Below are 16,437 nucleotides of genomic sequence, written 5' to 3'. Positions count from 1 at the left end.
CCTTTTAGCGACCAAATGCCGGACGTTTGCGATCAAATTTCCAATTCGGAACCAGATACTGCATAGCCGCTGCGTCGTTACGCGAGCCACTCGGCAGTTTTTTATGCAGTTCATGCGCCTGGTGGATTCTATCCATGTCGATTTCGACGCCGAGACCCGGTTTTTCTGGCACTCTGATTTTTCCGTTAACGATTTGCAAAGGCTCTTTGGTCAGACGCTGATTGCCTTCCTGCCAAATCCAGTGGGTATCGATAGCCGTCGGTTTGCCCGGCGCGGCGGCGGCAACGTGGGTAAACATCGCCAGCGAAATATCAAAATGGTTATTCGAGTGACAACCCCAGGTGAGACCCCAGTCGTCGCAAAGCTGGGCGACACGCACCGCGCCCTGCATGGTCCAGAAATGCGGGTCAGCCAGTGGAATATCCACCGACTGTAGCATCACGGCATGCTGCATTTCACGCCAGTTTGTGGCAATCATATTGGTCGCGACCGGCAGGCCGGTCGCGCGCCTGAACTCGGCCATCACCTCACGCCCCGAGAATCCTTGTTCCGCACCGCAGGGGTCTTCGGCATAGGTCAAAATGCCCTGCATGTTTTTACACAAGCTAATGGCTTCATCCAGCAGCCACGCACCGTTCGGGTCAACGGTGATGCGCGCATCAGGGAAACGTTTATGCAGTGCCGTTACGGCTTCAATCTCCTCTTCACCGCGCAAAACGCCGCCCTTAAGTTTGAAATCCTTGAATCCATAGCGGTCCTGCGCCGCTTCGCCGAGCTGCACAATCGCGTCGCTGTCCATCGCCTTCTGATGACGCAGGTGATACCAGTCGTCTTTGCGCCCTTCCCCCGTCTGATAAGGCAGGTCGGTTTGCTCGCGATCTCCCACATAAAACAGATAACCGAGCACCGTCACTTCATCACGCTGTTTGCCCGGTCCCAGCAGTTCAACTACCGGTACGCCGAGAAACTGCCCCATTAAATCGAGCAAGGCGGCTTCCAGCGCGGCTACGGCGTTAACCCGCAGCTCAAAAGTCCAAGCGCCTTTGCCAAAGGAATCAAAATCCGAAGACTGATTACCGACGTGAATTTCATGCACTAGGCTGTTCATCCGCGCCAATTCTTTGCCTTTAATCTGCGGCACGACGTCGATTAAAGTTTTATAAATCACTTCCCCACCCGGTGCCTCTCCCACGCCGGTATTGCCCGCGCTGTCTTTGAGGATGACGATATTACGGGTGAAATAGGCGCCGTGTGCGCCGCCAATGTTCAACAGCATGCTGTCGTGCCCTGCAACCGGGATCACCTGCATGTCGGTAATAATGGGAGAACCTTGTGTACTCATCATTTTTCCTTGCACATTAAGTCGGTAAATTGAGTCTCAGAGGCACAATTAATAGGCGCGCAATTCGATACGCTCTATTTTCTGCACAATAAACAGGAAGCTGACCACTGCTAACAGAGCATGAATCGCTACGTAGAGCAGCGCGCCGTTAAACGAGCCAGTGGCCGCAATGATGTAACCGATCGCGATAGGGGTAACGATGCCGGAGGCGTTGCCACACATGTTGAACAAACCGCCGCTCAGCCCACTGATTTCCTTCGGTGCCGTGTCGGCCAATACCGCCCAACCCAGCGCGCCCAACCCTTTGCCAAAGAAGGCCATAGCCATTACCGCCACCACTACCCATTCGGTTGTGACGTAGTTGCATACGACCATCGACATCGATAACAGCATGCCGACCACGATAGGGCACTTGCGGGCAAAGGTCAGTGAGTGGGTACGGCGCATGAGATAGTCAGAAATGACGCCGCCCAGAATTCCCCCGAGGAAGCCACAAATCGCCGGAATTGAAGCCACCATGCCGGCTTTAAGGATCGACATGCCCTTTTCCTGCACCAGGTAAATCGGAAACCAAGTGATAAAGAAGTAGGTCAACGCGTTGATGCAGTACTGCCCGAGGTAGATGCCCACCATCATGCGGGTTGAAAGCAGCTGTTTGATCTGCTGCCAGCGGCTGCCTTTGCCAACCACTTGGCCGCCTTTGTTGCTCTTCTGATCCATGTTGATCAGCCCGCCACCGGCTTCGATATAGTCGAGCTCGGCCTGATTGGCCCGTGGGTGATCTTTAGGATCGTAAATTACTTTTAACCATACAAAGCTCAGCACGATCCCCAGTCCGCCCATAAAGAAGAATACGTGGGACCAGCCAACTTCCGACGTTAACCAGCCCATGATCGGTGCAAAAATTACCGTGGCGAAGTACTGTGCAGAGTTAAAAATTGAGACCGCCGTACCGCGTTCCTGTGCCGGAAACCAGGCAGCAACAATACGACTGTTGCCTGGAAACGACGGCGCTTCGGCCAGGCCAACCAGAAAACGCAGGGCAAAAAGTGCAATCACAATGCCGAAGCCGTGGAATATATCCACAAAGCCCTGCAGCAAGGTAAACAGTGACCAGATGAAAATACTGTAGAAATAAACTTTTTTGGAGCCAAATTTATCCAGTAACCAACCGCCCGGGATTTGCCCTATAACATAGGCCCACGAAAAAGCGGAGAAGATATAACCCATGCCGACCGAATCGAGGCCTATATCTTTGGCCATCGCAGAACCGGCAATAGAAAGCGTTGCCCTGTCGCCATAATTAAAAGAGGTAACAATAAACAACATTACAACTATCCAGTAGCGAGCATTGGTTCTTTTTTTAGTAATACTCGCCGCCGAGCTGAATGTATCCATGGTGTACTCCATAAAGAGAGGGATCATGCCAAGCTTATTCTGTGAAAATTGTAGGGTACAGAATAAAGCCCATAGGAAATATGGCGTCATGGTGCTTATGAAACGTCATTCTTGTAGGAAAATTCATTGGTGCCAATGCACATGACGATAATCAGTATAGGGGTAAGCCGATAGCCTCTCACTAGGCAAAAACACAAGCTTGAGGGGAAGAATTGAATTAGATTATTGCAACTGCACAGCAGGATGCGAATCACGTCACGAAAAGTTTTATTCACTTAGCGTGATAAATTTACCCGCACAAGGTTTACCGAAATTGAGAATAAAGACTCGGAACCGTATGTATTATTATTTGTGAGTTAAATCACAAAAAGCGACAATGAATAACGGCAACTCATCACAAATAGTCTTTTAGGTTTTATAGGTAACATTAAATAAATAAACACTGAATCCTTCAGATAAGATAATTTTTATTGATTAACTCATTAATTTTCGTCATCAAGCTGTAATGCCACATAGAGCAACAGGCGATCGTCAAAATTCCCCAGGTCCAGTCCGGTCAGTTCTGAAATACGATTCAAGCGATATTCAAGGGTATTACGGTGAATATACAGCGCCTTCGCCGTCGCACTCGGCTGCACGTTGTGCCTAAACCACGCAGCCAGCGTTCTTCTTAATAAGCCATTACCGTCGGTGGCTTTTAAACGCGCGAGTGGGCGCACCAGCTCATCGGCCTGCCACCCGCCGCGCAGGCTGTCGAGCAGTACAGGCAGGGTAAGATCCTGATAATAGTAGCTACGTTGGTCCGGCATGCGCTGCTTGCCCACCGACATTGTCGTTTTTGCCGTTCGATAAGAGCGCGCGATGCTGCCCGGGCCGGTGAAAAAGTTCCCCAGGGAGATACGCACCCGCAGGCGACCGGTTTCGGTCATGCGTGACATCAAATGATCGACCCGTTGACGGTGCGACTCCGGATCCCAGCGATCGTAATGATTCAGTGCCGGTTTCAATACCACCATTTCCGTCAGCGACACAATGGCAATCAGATTGTCGCGCTCTGGCGTGATCAATAACTGCTGCAACTGCTGCAGTTCGGCCATGGCACTGTCAACGCCGAGCTGACCGCTGTCGACTTCAACTACGGCCACCACGCGCGGCTTGTTAATGTCTATCCCCAGGCGCTGCGCCCACTCCATCAGCGCCGGAGAAAGTTCGTCCATGCGGATCAGGTTAAGCACCAGCTCTTCGCGCAGACGGCTGTCCTGCGCCAGCATATGCAGGAGACGCGCCTGCTCAAGCATCATTTCGGCAGTCATACACACCAGCTCGCCATATTGCCTGAGCTGGGCAGGATTCCCGGTTAAACCAATAACGCCGACGATCTGTCCATCGATGCGCAGCGGAAGATTGATCCCCGGTCTGACGCCGTGCAAATGCCGCGCGACGCCTTCATCAATATCGACGATGCGTTCCTGCGAAATGCACAATAGCGCGCCTTCATGCAGCTCGCCCAAGCGCTGATCGTCTCCGCTGCCGATAATTTTTCCACGGGAATCCATAACATTGACATTACTATCAATGATTTGCATCGTACGGGCGACTATCTGCTGAGCCAATTTTGCATCAAGGTGATACGCGGCCATAAATTGACTGCCTCTAATAAATACAATTATTTAAAAACAGAATACGCAGCCGCCGCGCGGCATACATTGTGCAAATGCACAAAGCTTGGAAGATTGGCGTAAAGTTGCGCGTATCGTCACAGTTTGAACAGATTTATTTGGCAACGGCTTTTCTTAAAAATGAAAAAGGCAGACCGAAGTCTGCCTTTGGGGCGGGTCGCGCAAGCGTGAAAGCACCCGCGCGTGAAAGATGATTACATTGTGTGGCGATTATTGAGCCAGCAGATAGATCTGGGTATCACCACGCTGGATATCCAACGCCAGTACGCCCGGCTTGCTGTCGAGGATCTTGCGCAAATCGCCAAGATTGCTGACCGGCTGCTGGTTAACACCGTGGATGATGTCACCTTTCTTCAATCCGACGCGCGCGGCAGTACTGCCCGGCTTCACGCTGTCAATCTTAACGCCTTTCTGACCATTGACATCGCTGTTGCTCAGCTCGGCACCTTCAATACCGTTATAAACCGTGGCGGTTGCAACCTGCGATGGCTGAGTGCTTTGTTGCAGAACCACATCAACGTTTATAGGCTTGCCGTCGCGCAGCAGGCCCACGCTGATTTTACTGCCGATGGCCATGGTGCCTACGTCGGCACGGAAAGACGCAAAGCTGCTGATCGGTTTTCCATTCATGCTGACAATCACGTCGCCCGCTTTGATGCCGGCTTTTTCAGCCGCAGACTTCGGCAGAACCTGGCTGATAAACGCGCCGCGCTGTGCGTCCACTTTCATGGCTTTCGCCAGCTCAGAGTTCAGCTCGGTGCCCATGATGCCCAGCTCACCGCGCTTAACTTGGCCGAATTCGATCATCTGTTTTGCCAGGTTTTGCACCATGTTGCTCGGGATAGCAAAACCGATACCGATGTTGCCGCCGTCCGGTGCGAGAATGGCGGTATTGAGGCCGATCAGCTCACCGTTGAGATTAACCAGCGCGCCGCCGGAATTACCGCGGTTAATGGCGGCATCGGTCTGGATAAAGTTTTCATAATTTTCAATGTTTAAGCCAGAACGTCCCAGCGCAGAGACAATCCCTGAGGTGGCCGTTTGACCCAGACCATACGGGTTACCGATGGCGACAGTATAATCGCCCACACGTAGCTGCTCTGAATCGGCGAATTTAATGGCGGTCAGATTTTTTGCATCGATCAATTGAATAACGGCGATATCAGACTGCGGATCCTTACCGATCACTTTTGCGGTATAACGGCGTCCATCGTTAAGCTGTACGGTAATTTTATTGGCGTTTTCAACTACGTGGTTGTTGGTAACAACATAGCCTTTTGCTGCATCAATAATGACGCCGGAGCCCAGCGCCTGGAAGGCCTGTTTTGCCGGAGCCTGCTGTTGCTGCTGTTGTCCGTCGTCGTCGTCGTCACCGCCCGCGCCGCCCTGCTGACAGACTGGGGAATTCTGGAATGGCGAACCATCCTGACAAAGCGGTGAGTTTTCACCAAAGAACTGCTGGAACTGCTGCCCCATGCGTGGCGTTTTCACCGGTGCACTGCCGTCGATATTGATGCTCACAACCGAAGGCATCACTTTCTCCAACATCGGTGCCAGGCTTGGCACCTGCGTGGTACTGGAAGAAGCCGTCTCTGCAGCCAATGCCGATGAAACAGGCGCGACAGCCATCCCAACACTTAACGCCAAAGCGCTCAAGAATAGAGTAGTTTTTTTCATCAGAAGAAATCTCTTTAAATTATGTGGTGGCGACAAGTGTTTGCCACCTTGCCAGGTAGTCATGTACTGAGATTTAATTAATAACCCGAAGTTCATCTACGTCGATCTGACAATAGTAAAAAAGTATTGTCGATATTTACAAAAGGAGGTTTTTTAACCTCCCCTTTGCTGCAAATAATTTCAGTTAAGGACATTTAATCTGCAAATTATTCGGCGGCCATCAGTCTGCGATATTCGTCATAAGCATAAAGATCCGTCATGCCGCTGATATAATCTTGGATCATTCGCGCTCGAAAATAGTATTCACTTACCTGCTTTTCAACCTCCCCCTGCTCTTTGAGTTTGGCGATAGCCTCACTGTACGCCAATCGGTGTTTGGAGGACAGCTTATGAAACAGCCTGGTTTCAATAGGATAGCGTCTGTGTGTGTCCTCTTCTACCAGCTGGGTAAAGTCATCAAGCGGCATATCCAACAGCGGACTATAAATATCCAATAGTCCGCTAATAATTCGATATCCCTGCAACTCTAATTCTTCAACCTCGTGATGATTAAAGACGTGTTTAAACGCCACACTTTTATATATTTTCAATAGACGATTGGCCTGGCTGACATCCTCCAGTAAAGCCTGATTGAAGGTTCCTGAATATATTGACGATAAATTACTTATAAAACGCTTAGCGGCGTGGGGAACCAGCTGTTTAACCGTTTGCACCCGCAGTTCCATAAAGAAGTAATCAACCGGATTACGGAAAGTTTTGGCGCGATCCATTTTCTGATAGGCGGTATCAACCACTTTCTCAAACCAGTCGCCCGGTGCCGCCTCTCCCCACTCGCGCTTAAGATGCTCGTACAGCTGTTTGACGGTAAAGATATCTTTCTCAACCGCGTCTTCAAGGTCGGCGATGCAGTAAGAGATATCGTCGGCCGCTTCCATAATATACGTCAGTGGAAAACGGCTAAATTCACCCAGGTCCAACTCGCTGCGCAGATGGCGTATAAAAGGTTCTTCCGAGAGGTAAAAACCGGGCTTTTTCATCAGGTAACTGAACGCTGAGGGCGTTTCTTCAGACCAATAGGCCGGACGGGTATATTTGAGAATACAGGCGGTTTGGGTGAAAGTCAGATTCAGTTTGAGCAGTGTAAAGACCAGACGGATCGCCTGCGCATTGCCATCGAAATGGCAGAGATCGTAGCGCACTTTTTTGCGCAAAAGATCCAGCGCCTCGTCATGCCCGTCGAGGCGTAAAAAACTCAGATAACAGTTCTCAAAAGCCGTACTGCCGCTTTCAAGACTGGCGATATCCATACGTTTGGCGAACCAGTTATTGATCGCCGATTCACCGAAATGACCAAACGGGGGATTGCCGATGTCATGCATCAGGCAGGCCATTTCCACAACGCTTTCAAAAGGATCGGTTGATTCACTTAGCCCGAGCTTTTCAAGCTGGTCCTCTTTTCTCAGGCGATGGAGGATCTCTTTCGCGATGTGCCGTCCTACCTGCTGCACTTCCATCGAATGGGTCAGTCGACTGCGCACTGCCGCGTTTTTTTCCAGCGGAAATACCTGCGTTTTTTGCTGCAAACGGCGGATGGCGGCAGAGTTGATAATACGTCCACGATCGCTTTCAAAGTGGCGTATGACGTCGTATTCATCACCGGCTTCAATCGGTGGACTAAAGGGACGTTGGAAATTGAATTTCTTTTTAAAATCTATCCCAGACATAATTTCCTACCTCATCAGTCACTTCATCCGTTAATTCTGCATCCTGTTGCCCGCAGCAAACGCATTATTTCTTGCCTTTAGCCATGATAGACTATGCAGCATTGGTCGAGGGTGTGTCCAACTGTCTGCGTTTTGCGGCAGTTGCCCGACAACCCCTGTATCTGACAGGATAAAGGGGATCTTTTCATCATCTGCGAGTACTTATCATGAAAGTAGGCATTATTGGCGCCATGGAACAAGAAGTTACCCTGCTGCGCGACAAAATCGAAAACCGTCAGACTCTGCAACGCGCTGGCTGTGAAATCTACACCGGCAAGCTGCACGGCGTGGACGTGGCGCTGCTGAAATCAGGCATTGGCAAGGTTTCTGCCGCTATGGGCACCACCCTGCTGCTGGAACACTGTAAACCGGACGTGGTTATCAACACCGGCTCTGCGGGTGGTCTGGCAAAAACGCTGAAAGTGGGTGACATCGTTGTTTCAGAAGAAGTGCGCTATCACGATGCTGACGTGACCGCTTTTGGCTATGAGCCAGGTCAGATGGCCGGTTGCCCGCCTGCATTTGTAGCAGACGCCGAGCTGGTTAAGCTGGCTGAATCCTGTATTAGTGGACTCAATCTGAACGCCGTCCGTGGTCTGATTTGCAGCGGCGACGCCTTTATCAATGGTGCAGAACCGCTGGCACGCATTCGCAATAGTTTCCCAACGGTTGCCGCCGTTGAGATGGAAGCCGCCGCCGTAGGCCACGTTTGCCACCTGTTCGGCACGCCTTTCGTGGTAGTACGCGCGATTTCCGACGTTGCTGATACCGAATCACACCTGAGCTTTGAAGAGTTTTTGGTGGTCGCTGCCGAACAGTCAACGCTGATGGTCGATGCGATGCTAAAAGCGCTGGCCATTAACCCGATTAAATAGGTGAAAGTGGCCCTGCGATATTGCCTGTATGCTGCGCTGTGTCTGCCATTAACGGCGATGGCACAGGTCGCCGAGCGGGTCATTAGCCTGGCGCCAAACCTGACTGAACTGGCGTATGCCGCCGGTCTGGGTGACAAGCTGGTGGGTGTTAGTGCCTATTCTGACTATCCGCCACAGGCCAAAAAAATTGAGCAGGTCGCCAGTTGGCAGGGTATCAACGTTGAACGCATTCTGGCGCTAAAGCCTGATTTGGTGCTGGCGTGGCGGGGTGGCAACCCGCAGCGTCCGCTTAGCCAATTGGCATCATTGGGCGTGCAGGTCATTTATCTGGACCCTCAAAACGTCAATCAGGTTGCTTCGGCGCTTGATCAGTTGGCTGATTACAGCAGCACACCGCAAATCGGTCATCAGGCGGCGGAGAAAATTAGACAGCAGCTGAGTCAACTGCGCGCGCAGTACGGACATAAACCGTCGTTGCCGGTGTTTATACAGTTCTCGACCCAGCCGCTGTTTACCAGCGCAGGCAGTACGTTGCAGAGCCAAATTGTTAACTTATGTGGCGCTAAAAACATTTTTGCCGACAGCGCCGCACCTTGGCCGCAAGTCAGCCGCGAACAGGTTTTGAGCCGACAGCCGCAGGCCATTGTTTTCCCCGGCACGACGCAGCAACAGGGTGACATTACCGCCTTTTGGCGCGATCAGCTCAATGTTCCGATGCTGGCGGTAAACTCTGACTGGTTCAATCGCGCGGGTCCACGCATCATGCTGGCAGCCCAGCAGCTTTGCGCAGAAATAGACGCAATTAAACGCTAAAACATCTGGTTAAGCCCATAAAAAAGCCCCGTGCATATGCACGAGGCTTTTTAAATTCTATCAAAAAAAGCCGAATCAGATACTGAAAGACGAACCGCAGCCACAGGTAGTTTTTGCGTTCGGATTAGTCACCACGAAGCGCGAACCTTCCAGTCCTTCGGTATAGTCAACCGAACCGCCCACCAAATATTGCAGGCTCATAGGGTCAACCACCAACGCAACGCCCGATTTCTCTATCGTCATGTCACCGTCGTTGATTTTGTCGTCAAAGGTGAAGCCGTATTGGAATCCGCTGCAACCGCCGCCGGTAATGTACACACGCAGTTTCATGTCAGGATTTTCTTCATCCGCGACCAAGTTTTTAACTTTACGGGCCGCAGCGTCAGTAAATTGCAACGGCAGCGCGACAGTCTCGTCTACGGTTGGCTCACTTAAAATAGGTTCACTCATAGTATCTACTCCCAATCCGAATTCTGTTCAGGCCGCCGGATTGACTGTCTGAATAATGAACTGATTATCTAATACATGCATCTCAGATTCAAGTATGAGCCGTTTTTGCTACGCCGTCCCGCTAATTCTTGCGGTTATTTTTGCGTAACCGTGCTGTTATTCTGCTCGGCCTGCTCTCGTTCCTGCTTCTGTAAAGTGCGGGTTAATAGGGCAGAATACAAGGGTTTGCCTCCAAGAAACTGCGCTAATAGCGTCGCACCCAGGCAAGTAATGATCATCGGTAGGATCAACTGATAATTTTCTGTCATCTCCAGCACCAGAACAATACCGGTCAGCGGCGCACGCACCGTAGCGGCAAACAGCGCCCCCATACCGGCAATGGCAAAGGTGCCCGGCTGAATGCCGTACTGCGGAAACATTGCCGCCGCCGCCATGCCAAACGCGGTGCCGAGCAAGGTGCCTAATGCTAGCATCGGGGCAAAAATGCCACCCGGTGCGCCGGAAGAGAAGCACAGTAAGGTCGTTGCCACGCGGGTAATAAAAATAAATAGCAGCGTGCCCAATGAGTAAGAACCCACGGCAGCCAAGGGTATCAACGCAAAGCCGCCACCTGCTGCCTCGGGTTTAATCAGCCCCAATAGGCCGCACATGCCGCCGAGCAGTCCACCCATCAGCAGAATTTTTTGCAAATTGCCGCCGTGCAGGCGGGCGAACATATCTTGGGTGCGAAAAATTAGCGCATTGAAACAAACGCCAACAATGCCAAACACCATGCCCAGCACCAGATACAGCCAGAAGGTTTGCAATGACACGTTTGCCAGTACGCCAACGTTAATCACCGCGCGTTCGCCATTAAACAGGCGGTAAACGATGCTCGACATAATCACGCCGATAAAGACCGCTTTTACTGAAATCAGGCTGTAGCGAAACTGCAGCCGCATCTCTTCAATAATAAACAGGATCCCTGCCAGCGGCGCGTTGAATGCCGCAGAAAGCCCCGCCGCCGCGCCGGTAGCCAGCAGCGTGTGACGTGCTTCGGCGCTGCGCATACGGAAGATATCGGCCAGCATTTTACCCAGATTAGCGCCCATCTGCACCGTCGGGCCTTCGCGCCCCAACACCATGCCAGCACCGAGGGTGCCCATTCCGCCCACAAACTTTACCGGAATAACCCGCCACCAGCGCACCGGACGCAGTTCCTCCAGCGCACCTTCAATTTCAGGAATACCCGAACCACTGGCCTCGGGGGCAAATCGCCGCACCAGATAATAGCCCACCATCGCCAGCAGCGCGGAAACGATAAAAGTCAGCGGCCACAGCAGCCAGAAATGGCCACTAACATTATCGAGCCCGGAGAGTCTGAGATGCTGCACCCAGTCCACGGCCTTCTCGAACGCCACGCCAAGCAGTCCGGCAAAAATACCCACCAGCGCGGCAACAACAAGTATCGCCACTGGGGTTTTATCACGACGTAAAAATTGACGCAGAATTTCGCTCGGGCGCCTGCGCAGAGGAATACCTGACGCAGCGGGCGCCTGTTTTATGGAATCTGTCATGGTGTACTTTCAATGAATAGGCGAATAAATCAGACTAATGAGTTAATCATATAAATCGCATAGACAACACGCATAATATATTTCTTAACCTTTCGCTAGCCTGCAAACATTTCATAACGACGCTATGTTCTCTAGAATAGGGCAAATCGTAAGGTTGTCGGTAAAGACCGCCCTTTTCAGTCCGCTTTTTCTGCCTGTGAGCTTACCAAGCTTGCATGAAAAAAAACCAGGAGCAAGTCAATGAGTAAGTCAGAAAGTCTATTCACCCAAGCGCAAACGCTGATCCCCGGGGGTGTGAACTCACCGGTGCGTGCATTCAACGGCGTCGGCGGTGTGCCGCTATTCATTGAGCGCGCCGATGGCGCATTTTTGTATGATGCAGACGGCAAGGCCTATATCGACTACGTCGGCTCATGGGGTCCAATGGTTCTGGGCCACAATAACGCGACCATCCGCAATGCAGTTATCGAAGCTGCCCAGCGCGGCCTGAGCTTCGGCGCCCCGACCGAGATGGAAGTCAAAATGGCGAGCTTGGTCACCGGACTGGTGCCAAGCATGGACATGGTTCGCATGGTTAACTCCGGCACCGAAGCCACCATGAGCGCCATCCGCTTGGCGCGTGGCTTCACCCATCGCGATAAAATCATTAAATTTGAAGGCTGCTATCACGGCCACGCTGACTGCCTGCTGGTGAAAGCCGGTTCCGGCGCGCTGACCATGGGCCAGCCAAATTCACCGGGCGTGCCGGCTGATTTTGCCAAACATACCCTGACCTGCACCTACAACAGTCTGGATTCTGTACGCGAAGTGTTTGAACAATACCCTGAAGATGTCGCCTGTATTATCGTGGAACCGGTTGCCGGTAACATGAACTGCGTACCGCCGCTGCCGGAGTTCCTGCCTGGTCTGCGCACACTGTGCGACGAGTTTGGTGCGCTGCTGATTATTGACGAAGTGATGACCGGTTTCCGCGTTGCGCTGGGCGGTGCTCAGGAATATTACGACGTGAAACCAGACTTGACTTGCCTGGGCAAAATTATTGGTGGCGGAATGCCAGTGGGCGCATTTGGCGGCCGTCGTGATGTGATGCAAGCATTGGCCCCGACCGGTCCGGTCTATCAGGCAGGCACACTTTCGGGTAACCCAATTGCCATGGCGGCGGGCATTGCCTGTCTGACGCAGGTTGCGGAACCGGGCGTTCATCAGAAATTGACCGACCTGACCACCCAACTGGCCGAAGGCCTGAAAGCAGCGGCAGCGGCGGAAAATATTCCGTTTGTGGTGAACCACGTAGGCGGCATGTTCGGGCTGTTCTTTACCGAATCAGCGTCTGTCACAAGCTACGCCGAAGTCATGAATTGCAACGTTGATCGCTTCAAGAAATTCTTCCATTTGATGCTGGAAGAAGGGATTTATCTGGCGCCTTCGGCGTTTGAAGCCGGCTTTATGTCCATCGCTCACAGCACTAAAGATATTCAACGCACTGTTGATGCCGCACGCCGCAGCTTCGCAAAACTTTAGTCTACAAAAAGTTGCCCCAGGTTATCCGGACATAGGAACGAAAATAGTCTGGAAGACTGGGGCAATTTGGTTTATTGACTATTTTCAGGAGCGGCGTCCCTTCGCCTAACCTGCATTTCACCTGCCTGAGACTGAGGTGCGGTTGCCTTAGGTACTCGCGATAAAATCGGTATTTTACCCGATCCTCTGAACACCAATCCTCCCCCGAACCCCGTTTGCACAGGCACCCCCAGAGCCACTCCCGCGTTATTGACTTCCATACTTTGTGTTATTTGTTTATTAGGAGCAATCTTCGGTATTTTGGCCGCCAGGTATCCCCCCACCACTTGCCCTGCCACAGCAGTCCCCGCAGTTGTGGCTACATCAGGGGGAAGAAGAAAATACGCCAGCAGGCCTAATGATGCGGCACTTACCCCCGTCACCCCTAAATTTGCAAATATTTTCAGCTTTTCGTCGTCAGTGGAGTAGACTGCCTTACTCACACTAATACTTGCGTAGACCGAGCCTTGCACTCCTGCGCGAACTTCACTGCCTAATAAAGAGAGATTAACTCGCCCTCTCGCTAATTGCTCATGAACAAGTTTAAAGCCTTGCTGAGTGTCAAATTCATATTTTTTAATTATAGGATTATATTCGAGAGTGCATCCGATGCCTATTCTGTCTCTTATCATCGCCCCCGTCCCAATACTGAAATTAACTTTTTTTTCATCAATATTGGCAAGTGTTCCCAATATCGGAAAACTGGTTTTTATTCCGACCTCAGTATTTAGATAGATATCCGGGGAAAGTTTCTTTGGCTTTTCATGGTGGGATATCATACTCACAAGGTCTTCATAAGGGATCACAAGCCTACTCTGCACTGCGCCTCTTGTATAAGCAGAGGTGAAGGTATTAAACTCTCGACCATAGGAAATATAACCTAATGCGACAGTGGACTTGAAGGTAATCACATCAAAAAAAAAGGCCTTAGTCACTTTATAAGCATCAAGATTATCTGAAAACGAACTTTCTTTTTTCAACATACTCAAGACCTTACTCTGTTCATCGAACTGCGCCTCAAAAGAATGCAGTTTACCTTTCATCTCTGACAATCTAGTTTTATTCACCTCCATTTGAATAGTTAACCTTTCTTTTTCATTTTCACTGACACTTCCTTCAAAATGGGTCACCTCCGAACCTAATACCTCTTGAAGACTGCTTATCTCCTCCTTTAAGAATTCAACAATAAAATCAAGCCTTGCTTTTTCTATTGCTATAGAAACATATTTTTTTGTTGTTTCTTCATCCGTTGCGAGAAATTTCATTAAATTGTTTACCAGACAATCATGCTCACTCACTATGCTATCAGTGAGCTTATTTATTTCCCCAGTAACTTTTCTCTCTAATTGTTTTACGCATTCATTTTTAGCCGAAGTCCATAGATTACCAATTGTGTGCGGAATATTCGTTAGCACATTATTTGTTAAAAATGATAAACAGCCAACGTTATCTTTTTTAGCCTCATTAATCATATCAATCGCCGTAAATTCCAGTGAGCGATTAGGTGATGAGATGTGTTGATGTACAACAGCGTTAGGAGGAAAAGAAGCGGGAGATACTGTACTTTGTTTAACCTCTCTCACATGGCTTACCCGGTTCAGCGGTGCCGAATGCGGTGTTATATGGGATAGTTCAATAGAATGAAGGGTGCAAATAGAGTCAACTCTACGCATATATTTTGTCCTGGATAGTTAAAAATTAAAGACGAGTGATGTCTAAAACCGGTATACATTGACATACCAAGCAGAATTTATCCGTCCCCCTCCTCCCTTAGGAGAGAGGGCCGAATAATTCATTATTACTTTTATTATTTATTTTTATATTTTTATACTCAACGTAAAGCGGCCGCTTTCCTCTCTAATTCCAATGCTCCTCTGTGTGACAAGATGCAGAATATAATGCAACAAACCGCACCGCCCATTAATAGATAAAACCCAGCATGCCAGCCAAATTTATCGACCATGACACCAAAAAAAATGGTCCCCAGCGAGCTGCCTAATATGTAACTTAAAAAGCCTCTGAGACCCACAGCAGAACCTACGGCAAAGCGGGGAACTATCTCCATCGTTTGCACAGAAGCTAAAAATTGTGGCACGTAAATAAGACAACCTACCGTAGCGGCAAAAAAAGAAATCATCATGACAGATTCACTTTTCCAATAGCCAAATAAGCAAAAGAAAATAATGGTCATGCAAATAATTGCTAGCGGCATGCGTCTGCCTTTGAATACCTTATCCGTTAACCATCCGGCAAGCAAAGTAGAAGGGATCGCTGCCCATTCAAAGAACAGGAAAGCAATGCTCATTTCTTCTTTTGAAAAGTGCTTAACGGTCAATAGATAGATAGGTAACCAGCTGATGACCCCAAAGCGCACCATATACACAAACACATCGACAAAAGAGACATACCAAGCATTTTTATTCTTTAAAACAAAGGTGTAAAAAATTTGATAAGCCGTCATATCTTCGGGCGCTAGTGCGTAGTGTGAATGATCAATGACATTTTTCTCTTCCGGGATCATTTCATCCAGGGAAGGTAATCCTTCCTGTTGAGGCGTTCCCTTGCCCAGTATCAAAATAACCACGGTAAAAAGAACAGCGATACCGGCAGGGAAAATATAGCTTGCAAGCTGCCAGTGCTCTGTACCAACGAGAGCAAAAGCGACACCCACAATAGGGGCAACGATTCCTCCGCCTACATTATGGGATACGTTCCAAAAAGCCGTCACTCGACCACGAATAGTCTTGGGAAACCAGTTTGCGATAGTAATGAAAGAAGGCCCCACGCCCATTCCCTGAAAAATGCCATTGCAAATAATCAACACGACAAAAACCCAAAACATACTACTAAAACCCAGTCCGACATTGACAACTGCACACATAAACAGCCCACAAGCCATGAATACCTTGGGACTCATTTTGTCAGAAAGGCTGCTCATTATCCCTTTGCTTATTCCATACGCAATAAGCATACCACTGCTTAAAAAACCAATTTGAGTCGCGCTAAGTTCGAGATGTTCTTTCAAATAGGGGGTTGAGAGTATGAAGTTACTACGAACAATATAATAGGCTAAATAACCCAAAAATACGCTCATTAAGGCTTGTATTCGATAACGCTTATATGTTGCCGGAATATCACCCGGTAAAACCTTGGCGACAGTTGCTTTTCGTATATTAAGCATAATAATACTTTCCTTGTAATAGTTAAAAAATCACACATCTAAGAAAAGGATAGATATTTTAAATTATTAATAATTTTCGATAAAAATTATCCAAAGTTATTTCTTTCTATTCCTTAGGGGTATATTAAAAATAAATTTGATAC

12 protein-coding genes are annotated in these 16,437 nt (G+C 49.6%); 3 read left to right on the top strand and 9 right to left on the bottom strand.

Annotated elements, in window-relative coordinates; translation table 11 throughout:
- Nucleotides 1–4: 4 nt before the first annotated feature.
- The 5 genes from BS639_RS06690 to dgt all read right to left on the bottom strand — a co-directional run bounded on the left by BS639_RS06690 (nt 5) and on the right by dgt (nt 7,820).
- Nucleotides 5–1,342, bottom strand: a complete 1,338-nt coding sequence (locus BS639_RS06690; RefSeq protein WP_084982636.1) for an enolase C-terminal domain-like protein — start codon at nt 1,340–1,342, stop codon at nt 5–7.
- Nucleotides 1,343–1,390: 48 nt separating this feature from the next.
- Nucleotides 1,391–2,740 carry an MFS transporter gene (locus tag BS639_RS06685; RefSeq protein ID WP_055775072.1) on the bottom strand — a complete coding sequence of 450 codons (1,350 nt, stop codon included), beginning with the start codon at nt 2,738–2,740 and terminating at the stop codon, nt 1,391–1,393.
- A 482-nt stretch (nt 2,741–3,222) separates the two neighbouring features.
- Complete coding sequence (locus tag BS639_RS06680) at nt 3,223–4,380, bottom strand: CdaR family transcriptional regulator (protein WP_055775070.1); 1,158 nt, start codon at nt 4,378–4,380, stop codon at nt 3,223–3,225.
- Between the two features lie 249 nt (nt 4,381–4,629).
- Nucleotides 4,630–6,096 carry a serine endoprotease DegP gene (gene degP / locus BS639_RS06675; RefSeq protein ID WP_055775067.1) on the bottom strand — a complete coding sequence of 489 codons (1,467 nt, stop codon included), beginning with the start codon at nt 6,094–6,096 and terminating at the stop codon, nt 4,630–4,632.
- A gap of 206 nt (nt 6,097–6,302) precedes the next feature.
- The gene (dgt, locus tag BS639_RS06670; RefSeq protein ID WP_084982635.1) at nt 6,303–7,820 is read right to left on the bottom strand and encodes a dGTPase; all 1,518 of its coding nucleotides are present in this window, start codon (nt 7,818–7,820) and stop codon (nt 6,303–6,305) included.
- Between the two features lie 206 nt (nt 7,821–8,026).
- On the opposite strand from dgt, the gene mtnN reads away from it, so the two are divergent.
- Together mtnN and btuF are read left to right on the top strand one after the other, a co-directional pair.
- A complete protein-coding gene (gene mtnN, locus BS639_RS06665; protein ID WP_084982633.1) occupies nt 8,027–8,734 on the top strand; it encodes a 5'-methylthioadenosine/S-adenosylhomocysteine nucleosidase in 708 nt (235 codons plus the stop codon).
- A 6-nt stretch (nt 8,735–8,740) separates the two neighbouring features.
- Nucleotides 8,741–9,547, top strand: coding sequence for a vitamin B12 ABC transporter substrate-binding protein BtuF (btuF, locus tag BS639_RS06660; RefSeq protein ID WP_407690302.1), 807 nt, complete (start codon nt 8,741–8,743; stop codon nt 9,545–9,547).
- A 75-nt stretch (nt 9,548–9,622) separates the two neighbouring features.
- On the opposite strand, the gene erpA is transcribed toward btuF, so the two are convergent.
- Complete coding sequence (gene erpA, locus BS639_RS06655; protein WP_055775056.1) at nt 9,623–9,997, bottom strand: iron-sulfur cluster insertion protein ErpA; 375 nt, start codon at nt 9,995–9,997, stop codon at nt 9,623–9,625.
- Between the two features lie 134 nt (nt 9,998–10,131).
- Nucleotides 10,132–11,553 carry a H(+)/Cl(-) exchange transporter ClcA gene (gene clcA / locus BS639_RS06650; protein ID WP_055775053.1) on the bottom strand — a complete coding sequence of 474 codons (1,422 nt, stop codon included), beginning with the start codon at nt 11,551–11,553 and terminating at the stop codon, nt 10,132–10,134.
- Nucleotides 11,554–11,793: 240 nt separating this feature from the next.
- Between clcA and hemL the strand changes: the two genes are divergently transcribed.
- On the top strand, nt 11,794–13,074 hold the full coding sequence (gene hemL / locus BS639_RS06645) for a glutamate-1-semialdehyde 2,1-aminomutase (RefSeq protein WP_055775051.1): 1,281 nt from the start codon (nt 11,794–11,796) through the stop codon (nt 13,072–13,074).
- A gap of 71 nt (nt 13,075–13,145) precedes the next feature.
- Here hemL and BS639_RS06640 read toward each other — a convergent pair whose 3' ends face one another.
- Nucleotides 13,146–14,786: a hypothetical protein gene (locus BS639_RS06640; protein ID WP_139804054.1), complete on the bottom strand. Its 1,641-nt coding sequence runs from the start codon at nt 14,784–14,786 to the stop codon at nt 13,146–13,148.
- A 158-nt stretch (nt 14,787–14,944) separates the two neighbouring features.
- Nucleotides 14,945–16,294: a phosphoglycerate transporter PgtP gene (gene pgtP, locus BS639_RS06635; RefSeq protein ID WP_084982630.1), complete on the bottom strand. Its 1,350-nt coding sequence runs from the start codon at nt 16,292–16,294 to the stop codon at nt 14,945–14,947.
- Nucleotides 16,295–16,437 lie beyond the last annotated feature (143 nt).

This window comes from Rouxiella silvae, assembly GCF_002093625.1.
Classification (GTDB): domain Bacteria; phylum Pseudomonadota; class Gammaproteobacteria; order Enterobacterales; family Enterobacteriaceae; genus Rouxiella; species Rouxiella silvae.
The sequence above is the reverse complement of the archived record's forward strand: the minus strand, read 5'-3'. Positions and strand labels throughout refer to the sequence as shown.

Bases quoted from the DNA above. Each gene is read 5' to 3' on its own strand.
- BS639_RS06690 (WP_084982636.1), bottom strand. From the start codon at position 1,342: ATGAGTACACAAGGTTCTCCCATTATTACCGACATGCAGGTGATCCCG.
- BS639_RS06685 (WP_055775072.1), bottom strand. From the start codon at position 2,740: ATGGATACATTCAGCTCGGCGGCGAGTATTACTAAAAAAAGAACCAAT.
- BS639_RS06680 (WP_055775070.1), bottom strand. From the start codon at position 4,380: ATGGCCGCGTATCACCTTGATGCAAAATTGGCTCAGCAGATAGTCGCC.
- degP (WP_055775067.1), bottom strand. From the start codon at position 6,096: ATGAAAAAAACTACTCTATTCTTGAGCGCTTTGGCGTTAAGTGTTGGG.
- dgt (WP_084982635.1), bottom strand. From the start codon at position 7,820: ATGTCTGGGATAGATTTTAAAAAGAAATTCAATTTCCAACGTCCCTTT.
- mtnN (WP_084982633.1), top strand. From the start codon at position 8,027: ATGAAAGTAGGCATTATTGGCGCCATGGAACAAGAAGTTACCCTGCTG.
- erpA (WP_055775056.1), bottom strand. From the start codon at position 9,997: ATGAGTGAACCTATTTTAAGTGAGCCAACCGTAGACGAGACTGTCGCG.
- clcA (WP_055775053.1), bottom strand. From the start codon at position 11,553: ATGACAGATTCCATAAAACAGGCGCCCGCTGCGTCAGGTATTCCTCTG.
- hemL (WP_055775051.1), top strand. From the start codon at position 11,794: ATGAGTAAGTCAGAAAGTCTATTCACCCAAGCGCAAACGCTGATCCCC.
- BS639_RS06640 (WP_139804054.1), bottom strand. From the start codon at position 14,786: ATGCGTAGAGTTGACTCTATTTGCACCCTTCATTCTATTGAACTATCC.
- pgtP (WP_084982630.1), bottom strand. From the start codon at position 16,294: ATGCTTAATATACGAAAAGCAACTGTCGCCAAGGTTTTACCGGGTGAT.